Genomic DNA, 12,718 nt, shown 5'->3' on the forward strand with positions numbered 1-12,718 from the left:
TATTCCTCTTAAACAAGAACTCTTGAATTCGCATATTAAGAGCAGCTATACATAAATTTACGCCATGAGTTTATGTATCAGTTAGAATGGATTTATCTTGTAATATGAGACCTTCGCATGTGTCTATGGGCTCCAAAATTCTAGGAATATAATTTCTTCGTGACGTTTAAATTATCAAATAAACTTATTTATTTCTTGAGTGCTTCAGTCTTTTTTTTAGGATTGCTAATCTCTTGGGAGTGGAAAAATCATTCAGAAAGTAAACATATTGAAATTTTGGAGAATACGTTCAATCAAGTTTCTGTTAATGCGAATAATACGATTACCAACGCCTTAAAAAGAGAGCTTGAACGTTTAAATAGTTTGGCCGCCTTGTTCAAGCTGTCTAAGAATATATCTAAACAAGATTTTGAGCGTTATGCTGAGGTGTTTCTCACCAATGAGAATCATAACTATGCCGTTTTTAGATACGTTTCTTCTATTGAAGAAAATGATAAGTTGATTGGCTCAGATGTTCATTTAAATGCCTCTGAAAAACAGGCTATGTTGCTTGCTGAACAAAGCAAATTAACAATCGCTACCACTCCACATTCTGTTATTCAATCTAACACAAATGGTGTTAACACCCTTTTTTATCAAGCCGTCTATGATAATCAACAAACTTTTAAGGGTTATGTTGTCTTACGCTTTAATCTAAAACGTTTTATTGAAAATCTTCGTGCTAATTCATTAATTGAGAAGAATCTTAGACTGTCTTTTTTTGATAAGCAAAGTCCTTTAGACTCATTTTTCTCTTCTGGAAAGTCTTATGATAAGAGTGGAAAGCTTTATCGAGAGAATGAGTATTTAATGCCTTTTGCCGATAAATCTTGGAAAATGCTAATTGCAATAAATCTTAAAGATATACCAGAATACAAAATACTCAGTCATCAATCGTTGCAAAAATTCTGGGTAAAAGGATTAGGTCTTAGTCTTTTATTTAGTTTACTCATTTTCTGGTTATTACGTTTTTGGTTAAAAATCAAGCAAAGAGAAACCATTCTTAATAGCCAGAAAAGGCATTATCAAGATATCATTAATCAAAGTTCAGAAGCGTATTATTTACTAAGGTGTGATGGCTCTATTTTGGATGTAAATGATGAAGCTTGTAAGGTATTAGGTTACTCTCGAGAAGACTTGTTGAGAATGAGTATAAGCCAAATTGATTGTAAATATAGTGCTGAGGAAATAGCTGATATTTGTGCGGGCATTGAAGTGGGTAAAAAGCGACTCTTCCAAACGATTCATCAAGATAATAATGGGCAACAAATTGATGTTGAGGTGAGTGCTAATAAATTTAAAATGAAAAATGAATATGTCACGATTGCATTTGTTCGAAATATTACAGAGCAAATTATTAATAGAGACTTAAGTTTAAGTAATGCTCAGCTTCAAAAAGAAATTAATAAAGCAACACGGGATCTGAATGACCAAAAGCAAGCTTTTGAAACGATTTTTGAAAAATCTGCTGATGGAATTTTTATTAGTGAGGGTCGTCATGTTGTAGATTGCAATCAAGCGACAGTGAAAATTTTTGGTTATAAATCAAAAGAACAACTTTTAAGTTTGCCTAACAGAGTCTTTGCGCCTAAGTATCAACCTGATGGAGAGCTTTCATATCGTAAAGGTTTTAGGATGTTACAGATCTGTTTAGAAAAGGGAACTCACCGTTATGAGTGGGTCAATAAACGAGCAAACGGAGAGGAATTTTGGACGGATATAGTATTAACACGCCTAGAGTACTTTGGAAGAACGGTTGTTCACATTGCATTTAGAGATATCTCTAAGCCTAAACAACTTGAGAGCAAATTGAAATTGGCAAGAGAGCATGCAATTGCGGCCAATAAAGCAAAGTCAGACTTCTTAGCTAAGATGTCTCATGATATTAGAACCCCTCTTCATGGAGTGCTAAGCTATTCACAATTAGGCGAATCTCGCTATTTAAGCGCTTCTCAAGAACAGTTACAGCGTTATTTTAAGAATATTAATAGCAGTGCGCAAAGATTAATGTCATTACTAAATAATGTCTTAGACTCTGAAAAACTAGAGTCAGGAATGATGCAGTTCGATTTTAAATATCAAAATATTAAGCCGGTCATTTTAGCGTGTATTAATGAACAATCTCCTTTGTTAAAAGAAAAAAATATTGAACTCATTGTTCAAGAATCTGACTACATGGCAGTCTTTGATGAAAGCCGAATTGCCCAGGTTATTTCCAATTTATTAAGTAATGCTATTAGGCACACCCCTCAAAACCAGAAAATTGAAATTTCTGTTGAGACTAATGGTTCTGAGTCAATCGTATTTTCTTTACAAGATAGCGGTGATGGAATAAATTCCGATGAAATTGATCTGATATTTGATAAGTTCATCCAAAGTAAACTCTCTGCTGCTAATACAGGGGGGACGGGGCTTGGCTTAGCCATAAGTAAGGAAATTATTTCCGCTCACAAAGGTAAAATTTGGGGTGAAAATTGGACTGTTCAAAATGCCGTTCAAGGTGCGGTATTTAGGTTTACGTTACCTGTACCTTTATACGCAGTAGATGGAGTTAATGATGCCTCTGAATAAATTTAGGTTTTTTGATAAACCTCTTATTTTGGCTGTTGATGATGAACCGATGAATCGATTTATCATAGAAGATATGATTGAAAATCGCTACCAACTTACTATGCTTGAAAGCGGAGAGTTGTGTTTAGACTTTGTGAAAGATACGATACCAGACCTAATTTTATTAGATATTAACATGCCGGGAATCTCTGGCTATGAGGTCTGCAAAGCGCTAAAAGAAAATCCTGCCACTCATCATATCCCCGTTATTTTTTTAACCGCAATGATGAAAGTTGATGATGAAAAAAAAGGTCTGCAAATGGGAGCGGTAGATTTCATTACTAAACCGTTTACAGAGGCGATTTTATTAGCGCGAATTAATACTCAGCTTGAACTCAGTTTTACTAGAAAAATATTGGAACATCATAATCAAGTCCTGAAAAAAGAACGCTCTTATATAGAGCAGATTTTAGAAAGTATGCATGCTGATAAACGTTTTGATTCAAATAACCTAGACGTTATGTCTCTACCCATTGAAAAATCTAGCGGTGATATAGTCCTATCGGCAACCAATCAAGATAATCATCAACAGATTTTAATGGGCGATTTTACCGGGCATGGATTACATGCCGCTATTGCTGGCCCTTTGGCTTCTTCCCTGTTTTATGCTTTAGTTGAGGAAAATCATTCTGCTGAATTTATTCTTAAGGTGATAAATAACGAATTGTTTTGTAAATTACCGACTAATCAATTTTTAGCTGCAGTTTATATTGATTGGGATAAAACTCAAAACCAGGTAACTATCTGGAATTTTGGATTGCCTGATGCTATCTTTTATGACCAACAAACCTTCACTTTAATTCCTTCTATATCGCTTGCATTAGGGATTGTTGAGTTTAGTCAACATAACGTCCAGCCGGCTAGATTTGATATAACGATGGGGGATAAATTGTTTGTTTATACCGATGGAATTAGTGAGGCGATAAATACACAAAAACAGTATTTTGGGGCAGAAAATGTCTTGAAAGTTATTGATGAGATTGCTAAACAATCGTTATCAATTGACATAATGCTAAATCGTCTTGAGATGTTTAGTGAAGGTCAGCCACTTAAAGATGATGCGACTATGCTTGAATTGAGTTTTAATGCTTGAACAGAGTTTTAATTGTTAGGTCGAGTCTGTATGCGTTGGTTTGTAGGCTTAATAAAAATGCTTAACGGTGCTTGATTGTGGCTTAAATATTTTTCGATAACTCGCTATTAACTGCATTTTCTCTGTAATACAGCTTCTCTAGCAAGCTGATCCGCAATGGTATTGCCTTGATTTCCATTATGGCCTTTAACCCACTGCCAGTGAATATCTAAGCTAGTTGTTAAGCTGGATAAGGCTTGCCATAATTCTTTGTAGACAACCGTTTTTCCTGATTTAACGCGCCATTGATTTTGACACCACACGCTATACTTTTCAGTTAAACCTTCAATAATAATTTTAGAATCGGTGTATAGAGTGTTACACGAATCGAGACAAGAATGCTGAGTCATTTCTGATTGATTAGAATACATTGAATTTTGACTTTTCAGGTATTCAAGGGCATTGCGTGCAGCGGTTAACTCCATCTCTAAACTGGAGGTTTGACGCTGCCAACCAGAGTCTCTGTAAACTTCTTTGTCATTTTCAAAGATAACTAATCCCCAGCCCCCAATATCAATTTTTTCAAAATAACCTCCATCGGTGTAGATGGTAACCTTTGAATTTACAACATTAGAGTTAAGCATTTTTAGGGAGTCGCTGGGCATTTTGTAAAGCTAATTATTAAGGGCGTGAACCAAGTTTTAGCGGCAAAGATTTATCTATACTGTATTCTTGCATAGAGCCATCGTAGAGTTTGATATTGTTGAAGCCAATACTTTTTAACATGGTAAACGTGCGTGATGCTCTATGTGCGGTATCACAGTACACGATAATAGGTTGGTTTAAATCATTAATACTTTTCGCTCTTAATTTCTCTAATAACTTATCTTTAGGCTGTTGTTTATAACCATCAGTGGTATTCACGGCCATAGACCAATCAAACCATAAAGCACTTGGAATATGCCCACTGCGTTTCTGTTTAGCAATTCCTTCATATTCCTCTTGGCTTCGGGCATCTATTAACGCGGTTTTATTGTCTTTAATAGCCGCTATTACTTCAGCTTTATTAGCGGTTAAGGCATCCGTTGAAGTGTTAACCGGAACTTGGTAATTAACTTTTTTAGGTTGAGTAGGGAGTTTTTGTGTGACTTTATTGCCGCTTAAAACCCAATTAACAATCCCTCCATCTAAAATATGAACTTGTTTGTGATTGAGTTTTGTAAATTCCCAGTAAAGCCGGCTTGCATTTAAACCACCCATATCATCATAAATCACAATATTATCGTTATTATTAATGCCTAATTGAGAAAATACATTTGCCATATATTTATCACCGCCACTTAAGCTGAGTCCATTCTGTGGCTTGATTAACCAGCTATAGTTCACCCACATTGCATTAGGAAGATGAAATTTTAGGTAATTAGCTCGATCACTTAAATCAATAACTTTAACTGAAGACTGGTGCTTTTTAACCCAGTTAGCGGATACAAATACTGAATTTTGTGCAGCTTTGGTTAAGGGTGACATTGCAAGCAAAAATAGACTTAAAAACAGCAATGAGATATTTTTTGATAGAGATGTCTTTAAAAGATTTTGAATCTTTAACATATGCGTATCCTTGAGCTAAATCAGTTATTTAAAGAGTAGTTGTCTTAAGCAGGCTAAATAGGCTTGTTCATCAGGTTCAACTTGATCTCGCTGAGCAATCCAAAGAGATTCTGCTAAACAGTCCATCATGGCATGCTCTGTCTTGTGAACATCGCCCAAGCGTTCTCCAAGTTGTTGGTATACTGCTTGAATACCTGCGGGTCTATCCATAGAGACTTGTTCTTGTAAACCTAAATGCATTCCCATGTGTAAAAAGGGATTGGTTTCACCATCTTCAGGTTTGTATTCATTACCAAGATGTTTCTCATTTTGTAACATGGATTGGTATTCAGGATGGAGTTCAATCACATTAGCCACCATGGTTTCCATGGCATCCATCGGTAAACCATGACGCGCTTTTTGCCAGGTATCGGCATAAAATTGTCTGAGTTTATCTCTTTCAGAAGTGTAAAACATATTAACCTTTCATCGTTTTACCAGGCCTGGTAAGTTTGTTTTGAGGGGATCGTTGGTAATTAGAGACCTTTGCACGAGAGTATGCACGAGTAAAAATGGTTAAAATTAACCCGATTTTTGTTGAAAAACTTGCGAATAGCTAGCTATTCCCTAAGTTTTCCGCCGCAATCAGGCAAATTTTCCCTCATTTTTCTTTCGTGCCTATTTCGTGCAAAGGTCTCAATTAAATAATATCATTAGAGAGTAGATTATGAGTTACTCAAAAACTTGCTTATTTAAGCTACCAAGCCTGGTTATTCTGTTTTTTCTTTAAATTCGCATAAGTCATAAATACAGCAAGCACCACAATGGGGTTTACGAGCCGTACATGTGTATCGCCCGTGTAAGATTAAAAGATGGTGTGCGGGAATAAGGTACTCTTTAGGGATGTTTTTGAGTAGTTTCATTTCAACTTCAAGAACATTTTTACCTGGTGCCAATTTAGTGCGGTTTGATACACGAAATATATGGGTATCCACAGCCATTGTTGGGTGCCCAAAGGCAGTATTTAAAACGACATTGGCTGTTTTACGACCAACACCCGGTAAGGCTTCTAAGGCTTTACGGTCATCTGGTATCTCAGAATGATGTAGGTCGATTAACATTTTGCAGGTTTTAATGATATTGGCACCTTTGGTATTAAACAGACCAATGGTTTTAATGTACTCTTTTAAACCTTCTTCCCCCAAAGCGTAGATGGCTTCTGGTGTATTGGCAATAGGGAAGAGTTTATCTGTCGCAATATTCACCCCTTTGTCAGTCGCTTGTGCGGACAAAATAACCGCAATTAATAACTCAAAAGGGGTGGAGTAGTTAAGTTCGGTTTCCGGGTTAGGAATAGCTTCACTTAGGCGTTCAAAGATTTCAAGACGTTTCGCTTTATTCATGACGTTATTTGGTGACCATTGAGGTAACAGAGACTTGAATGCCTAATTGGTTTTGTTGTTTGGCAATTTTGCGGGCGTCAAACCAGTTTTTAAAAGCGATAATAAGTCCTAAACCAATAAAGGCACCTGGAGGTAATATGGCTAATAATACGCCTTGATAATTATCACCAAAGTGTATGGTCCAACTACGAGCATCTTCACCAAACATTAAGTAAGCTTGATCAAAAAGAGTGCCGTTGCCGATCACCTCTCGTAAAGCACCTAGTAACGTGAGGACCAATAGAAAACCTAAGCCCATAAAGAATCCATCAACAATGGCTTTATCGATATTATTTTTAGACGCATAAGCCTCCGCACGGCCTAAAATAGCGCAGTTGGTAACAATCAATGGAATAAAGATACCTAAGATGCCATGTAGCGTATGAAAGTAAGCATTCATTAATAAATCAATGACCGTAACCATCGTAGCAATAATAGCGATAAAAACAGGAATACGAATTTCATCTGAAACATGGTTACGTATTGCAGAGACCAAGGCATTAGATAAAACTAAAACCAGTAGGGTCGCTAGACCAAGCCCCAGGCCATTAATAGTATTATTTGACACAGCTAATAGCGGACAAAGCCCAAGAAGGGCAACGAGTGCTTGGTTATTGTTCCAAAGTCCATTTTCTATTATGATTTTGTAATCATGCCAAAATGGCTTTTTATCAACGGCTGTTTCATTGTCAGCAGGGTTGGTCGTTGTTGCATTACTCATACAAACGTTCTCCTAAATCATTAACCACCAGTAATGCGTGTTTTACGGCGCCTACCACGGCTCTTGGTGTAATGGTTGCACCTGTAAATTGGTCAAAATCACCGCCATCTTTTTTTACTGCCCAGCGTGGATCATTGTCATCACGCACTTTGCGGCCATCAAATTCTAATACCCACTTAGTTTTATTAATCTCAACCTTATCACCCAGGCCTGGTGTTTCTTTATGCTTTATGACGCGTACGCCAGAAATACGACCATCAGGATAAACACCAATTAATATATAGATGTTGCCAGAATATCCATTGGGTGCGATGGCACTAAAAATCGCTCCTGCTGGTTGTTGGTCTTTAAAGGCACGATAAACGGTAACTGGTTGTGACGTACCCAATAGTTTTAAATAGTTAGGGTCATTGATTGTATAAGTGTTTGCAAGCGGGTCGTTATTATAAAGTGCTTTCGGTAAAACTTGACCAAAGGTATTTAGTAAGTTTTCACGTTCCGCTTTCTCAATAGCCGGGGCGGTTAAGGCTTTAATACTTAATAGCAGGATAATGCTTAAAAGCACAAATAAGGTCAGTTTACCTGCTGAACTAAACATTGTTTTAATAAGTTGTTGGGTTGTGTTATTCATTAAATCAACCTCTAACGTTTGTGGCCAAATACACGTGGTTGAGTGTATTGGTCTATTAAAGGAACCGCAATGTTCATTAATAAAATCGCAAACGCGATACCATCAGGAAAGGCTCCCCAGTTACGGATAACGTAAACCAATATGCCTATTCCGCAAGCATAGATAAACCGGCCTTTTGGCGTTGTACTGGCCGTGACGGGATCAGTAATAATAAAAAATGCTGCCAACATCGTTCCACCACTCAATAAGGTGAAGCTCATTGGTGGATATAGGTTAGGGTCAATTTGGTTAAAGATAAAACTCATTAGGCCAAGAGCACCCAAAAAGCCAACAGGAAATTGCCAGCTGATAGAACGGGTAATTATCATCCATACACCACCCACCATAAAGGCGACATTTACCCAGCCCCAGCTTGATAAACCAAATAAATGACTCGACGCTTCAGTTCTAATTGAATCTACAACCGTAATGCCTTGAGATAATCCTGTACGAACTGAATTTAAAGGCGTTGCTCCGGTAAGAGCATCCAAATTCATGCCAGGAATATGCCCTGTAAAAATGTAATAAGCAGATTCCAGAAAACTAATAGAGTGGCCACTTAAACTACTTGGCAAGGTCCATTGAGTCATTTGTACGGGGAATGAGATTAAAAGAAAAGCATAACCTAACATGGCAGGGTTAAAAGGGTTATAACCCAAGCCACCATAAAGATGTTTACCAAAAATTAAGGCAAATGTACTACCACTTACAATAATCCACCAAGGGGAGTCAGGAGGAATACAAAACACAAGACCCGTTATGGTAATTAATCCACTCATATCGGTAATAAAAGGTAGCACAGGTCGGCCACGCATTCTTAGCATAACGTATTCCACTATCAGTAAGGTCATTACCGCTAGTATCCATTGCACGACAATACCAAAACCAAAAAGGTAGATATGTGTAAAAAGTGCAGGTAAAGCCGCAATCTGAACTTGCAACATGACCTTACGAACATTTTGATTATTATGAGTGTAAGGTGAAGAACTTAGTTCGGGGGCATTCACGATTGAGTATCCTCAGAATTTTCTTGAATTTTTTTTAACGCAGCTCTTTCAGCGGCTTTTTTAGCTGCATTGGCCTTAGCTAATTGCATTGCTTTTTGTTTTTTATCTTGTTTATCAGTTTGTCTATCAGTTTGTCTATCAGCTTGTTTATCCACTTGTTGGGATGAAGCTTCAGTGATTGGCTGATTAGATTGCTTAGAGTTAGATGCATCCTCATTATTTTGCGCATTCTTAGTTTGGGCTTTTGATTGAGAATCTGCTTTGCGCTTTTTAGCAGCGGCTCTTGCTGCTTGCATTGCCGCTTTACGCGCCGCTTCTTTTTTGGATGCTGGGGTTTCTTCGGTGTTTTGAGTTAAGTTTGTCGTTAAGTCTGGCGCTTGCTCTACCTCTGTATCTTTTTGAGTCGCTTTTTTTGCCTGAGCACGTTCTTTTGCAGCAGCCATGGCGGCTGCTTTGGCTGCTTGTTTTGGGTCTTTAGATACGGACGGTTCTACATCACGCGTTTTGTTGTTATCTAAAGAATCAGACTGTTTTTTAGCTTTTTTTGCATCGGCACGTTTTTTAGCCGCCGCCATGGCTGCTGCTTTGGCTGCATCTTTAGGGCTAGATATATTGCCATTATTATCCCTAGCTTGTTTCGAAGCTTGATGAGTAGCTTGTTTAGCCGCTTCAATGGCTTTTCTTCTAGCAGGCGGGATATTGTCAGAAGTAGCCGACGTAGCCGTTTCATCTGCAGAACCAGAAGCGGTGTTTTTGGCCGCAGCTCTTTTTGCTGCTGCCGCTTTAGCCGCTGCAGCAGCTGCACTTGCTTTGCCTTTTGGTTTAGAGGTGCTTTCTGAATCAGCTTTGTTTTCAGCCTGTTTTTTTACCGCATCTTTTTTCGCTTTTAAGCGAGCTTCGCGTTCTTGTTTTTCACGTTCAATTCGTGCAAGTTTAAATTCATGACGTTGTTTAGCCAGTTCAGTCGCTTTTTCTTCAGCATGAATTTCTTTAATTTCTGATTTTGCGTGGCGGTAATACTGCACTAACGGTATATGACTTGGGCAAACATAGCTACAACAACCACATTCAATACAATCAAAAACGTTAAGCTTTTCTACTTTTTCAAACTCATGGGCATAACTGTGCCAGTACATCTGTTGTGGTAGTAAGTTAACTGGGCAAGCATCCATACACTCACCACAACGAATGCAGGGCATTTGCATCTCTACTGGCTCAGGAGGATTAGCTAAAATACAGTTAGTGGTTTTAATTACCGGTACTTGGTTGTCTTGAACCTTAAAGCCCATCATTGGGCCACCCATAATTAACGGATAATTGAGTGGAAATTTTGGCTTTGCTGCTTGAGCTAAGGTTTCAAAAGGGGTACCAATTAAGGCTTTAATATTAAAAGGTTCTGCTAAACCTAAGCCGGTTACGCTAACTAAGCGAGAGGTAAGTGGCTCGCCAAAACGAACTGCATTATGAATGGCGGCAAAGGTAGCAACATTCATCATTAACAATCCAATATCGACCGCATGAGCTTTATGCGGCATTTCGATTCCGGTCAATTCTTGAGTAAGCTGTTTTTGCCCTCCCATTGGGTAAACCGATTGAACCACAATAATTTCAACTAAAGTATCTTTAGCGGCTTTTTGCATAGATTTTATTGCGGCAGGTTTATTACTTTCAATACCACATATAATTTTGCTTGAACCTAAAGCTTGAGCGGTAATCAGCGCACCTTGGATAATGGCATTCGCTTCAGTTTGCATGATTAAATCATCACAAGTAATAAAGGGTTCGCACTCTGCGCCATTGATCAATAAGGTGTGGATTTTGCCAGGTTCATTCGGAATTTTTGCATAGGTTGGAAACCCTGCGCCCCCCATGCCAACAATGCCCGCGTTGAGCAAAATCTCTTTTAATTCTTTTGGATTGTTTGGGCTTTCACCGGAGACCTTGAGTGGGTTTTTTATGCTTTCATCTAAATGGTCTGGTTTGATGATGATTGCAACATCCTGCAAACCAGAAGGGTGCGGAAGAGTGTAGTTTGCAATCTCTTCAATTACCCCCGAAGTAGGAGCATGAATAGGTACTACTAAGGCTTTATTAGCATCTTTAGATGAACGAGCAATTAATTGATTTTTTTTGACGGTTTGCCCAACTTTTACCAAGAGTTCAGCAGGTTGACCTACTTGTTGTTGTAAGGGCATGACTAGACGTTCTGGAATAATCGGTTCACGAATTGGCTGGCTAGAAGAGAGCTCTTTTCGATATTGTGGGAAGACTCCACCATTAAAACTATGCAACCAGCGCTTTGCTTGAGGGTAAATAGGAGCAATTTTGTTAACAATACTGGCCAAAATAGACATTAAACCTCTCCTTGATTAGGCTTGTTGATGTCGCTTTGCTGGTTAATGGTTTCTATTGCAATCGTTTCGTCAGGTTCTGGCCATTTCCAGTTGCGGGTTGATAGAGGAATTGGCTGCATATCAATACAATCAACCGGGCAAACAGGTACACAAAGCTCACAGCCGGTGCACTCTTTTTCAATGACGGTGTGCATTAATTTAGTTGCGCCTAAAATAGCGTCAACTGGGCACGCTTTAATACATAACACGCAACCAATGCAAAGATCTTCGTTAATGCGAGCAACTTCTTTAGGTTTGTCTTCCTCTTCGACGGTTTCCATCTCTTTAGGTTCAAGACCGGTGATTTCGGAAATGAGAATCATGACTTCTGTCCCGCCTGGAACGCATTTATTTACCTCAGTTTCGCCTTTGGCAAGTGCTTCCGCATAGGGTTTACAGCCTGGATAACCGCATTGACCACACTGGGTTTGCGGTAAGATTTTGTCAATACGTTCAGCGGTGGGATTACCTTCTATTTTAAAGCGTACCGAGGCGTACCCAAGCAAAAGTCCAAATACTATCGCAAGCCCAACAAAAATTAAAATTGCTTCTATCATAAATCTTTACACCAATCCACCAAAGCCCATAAATGCCATAGACATTAAGCCTGCTGTGATTAAAGCAATAGGAGCACCTTTAAACGGTCCTGGAACATCAGCAACCTCAACGCGTTCACGAATGGAGGCAAATAACACCATGACTAACGTAAAGCCAATAGCGGCTCCAAAGCCATAGAAAGCAGAAGCAATAAAGTCATTCTTTTCACCCACATTCAATAATGCCACACCTAAAACGGCGCAATTGGTCGTAATCAGCGGTAAATAAATCCCTAATACTTGGTAAAGAGCAGGGCTGGTTTTATGAATGGCCATTTCCGTAAAGCCAACGACTGCAGCAATCGCTAAAATAAAAGCGATTGTTTGCAGATATTCCAACCCAAAAGGTTCTAAAAGATAAGTAAAGATTAGGTAACTTAAAACGGAAGATAAAGTTAATACAAAAGTCGTTGCTAGTCCCATTCCTAAAGCTGCATCAGTTTTTTTAGAAACCCCCATAAAAGGGCATAAGCCTAAAAACTTGACTAATACAAAGTTATTAACCAGTACCGTGCTGATTAAAATGAGAATGTATTCTTTCATTAACAGTGTTTCCTTTTGAGTTTAATCCAAATGGTATT

General features: G+C 38.4%; 12 protein-coding genes. 2 read left to right on the forward strand and 10 right to left on the reverse strand.

The window, feature by feature from the left end; genetic code table 11:
• The first annotated feature begins 159 nt into the window (after positions 1-159).
• Together BS34_RS0104770 and BS34_RS0104775 are read left to right on the forward strand one after the other, a co-directional pair.
• Complete coding sequence (locus tag BS34_RS0104770; RefSeq protein WP_029407404.1) at positions 160-2,610, forward strand: sensor histidine kinase; 2,451 nt, start codon at positions 160-162, stop codon at positions 2,608-2,610.
• Positions 2,597-3,742 carry a fused response regulator/phosphatase gene (locus BS34_RS0104775; RefSeq protein WP_029407405.1) on the forward strand — a complete coding sequence of 382 codons (1,146 nt, stop codon included), beginning with the start codon at positions 2,597-2,599 and terminating at the stop codon, positions 3,740-3,742. Before BS34_RS0104770 ends, BS34_RS0104775 begins: the two co-directional genes overlap by 14 nt.
• Before the next feature lie 107 nt (positions 3,743-3,849).
• Here the strand turns inward: BS34_RS0104775 and BS34_RS0104780 are convergent, their stop codons facing one another.
• From BS34_RS0104780 to rsxA, 10 genes are all read right to left on the reverse strand, one after another.
• On the reverse strand, positions 3,850-4,365 hold the full coding sequence (locus tag BS34_RS0104780; RefSeq protein WP_158660976.1) for a ribonuclease H family protein: 516 nt from the start codon (positions 4,363-4,365) through the stop codon (positions 3,850-3,852).
• Positions 4,366-4,402: 37 nt separating this feature from the next.
• The gene (locus BS34_RS0104785) at positions 4,403-5,329 is read right to left on the reverse strand and encodes a sulfurtransferase (RefSeq protein WP_029407407.1); all 927 of its coding nucleotides are present in this window, start codon (positions 5,327-5,329) and stop codon (positions 4,403-4,405) included.
• Positions 5,330-5,353: 24 nt separating this feature from the next.
• A complete protein-coding gene (locus tag BS34_RS0104790; RefSeq protein ID WP_029407408.1) occupies positions 5,354-5,785 on the reverse strand; it encodes a DUF1841 family protein in 432 nt (143 codons plus the stop codon).
• A gap of 293 nt (positions 5,786-6,078) precedes the next feature.
• Positions 6,079-6,711: an endonuclease III gene (nth, locus tag BS34_RS0104795; protein WP_029407409.1), complete on the reverse strand. Its 633-nt coding sequence runs from the start codon at positions 6,709-6,711 to the stop codon at positions 6,079-6,081.
• A 4-nt stretch (positions 6,712-6,715) separates the two neighbouring features.
• Complete coding sequence (locus tag BS34_RS0104800; protein WP_084151565.1) at positions 6,716-7,471, reverse strand: electron transport complex subunit E; 756 nt, start codon at positions 7,469-7,471, stop codon at positions 6,716-6,718.
• Entirely contained in the window at positions 7,464-8,102 is a 639-nt protein-coding gene (gene rsxG / locus BS34_RS0104805; protein ID WP_029407411.1) for an electron transport complex subunit RsxG, read from the reverse strand. Before rsxG ends, BS34_RS0104800 begins: the two co-directional genes overlap by 8 nt.
• A gap of 11 nt (positions 8,103-8,113) precedes the next feature.
• Positions 8,114-9,148, reverse strand: coding sequence for an RnfABCDGE type electron transport complex subunit D (locus tag BS34_RS0104810; RefSeq protein ID WP_029407412.1), 1,035 nt, complete (start codon positions 9,146-9,148; stop codon positions 8,114-8,116).
• Positions 9,145-11,502, reverse strand: coding sequence for an electron transport complex subunit RsxC (gene rsxC, locus BS34_RS0104815; RefSeq protein ID WP_084151566.1), 2,358 nt, complete (start codon positions 11,500-11,502; stop codon positions 9,145-9,147). The genes BS34_RS0104810 and rsxC overlap by 4 nt, the downstream gene beginning before the upstream one ends.
• Positions 11,502-12,098: an electron transport complex subunit RsxB gene (gene rsxB, locus BS34_RS0104820; RefSeq protein WP_029407414.1), complete on the reverse strand. Its 597-nt coding sequence runs from the start codon at positions 12,096-12,098 to the stop codon at positions 11,502-11,504. Before rsxB ends, rsxC begins: the two co-directional genes overlap by 1 nt.
• Before the next feature lie 6 nt (positions 12,099-12,104).
• A complete protein-coding gene (gene rsxA, locus BS34_RS0104825) occupies positions 12,105-12,680 on the reverse strand; it encodes an electron transport complex subunit RsxA (protein WP_029407415.1) in 576 nt (191 codons plus the stop codon).
• Positions 12,681-12,718 lie beyond the last annotated feature (38 nt).

It is taken from the genome of Thiomicrorhabdus sp. Milos-T2 (assembly GCF_000702325.1).
Taxonomy (GTDB): Bacteria; Pseudomonadota; Gammaproteobacteria; order Thiomicrospirales; family Thiomicrospiraceae; genus Thiomicrorhabdus.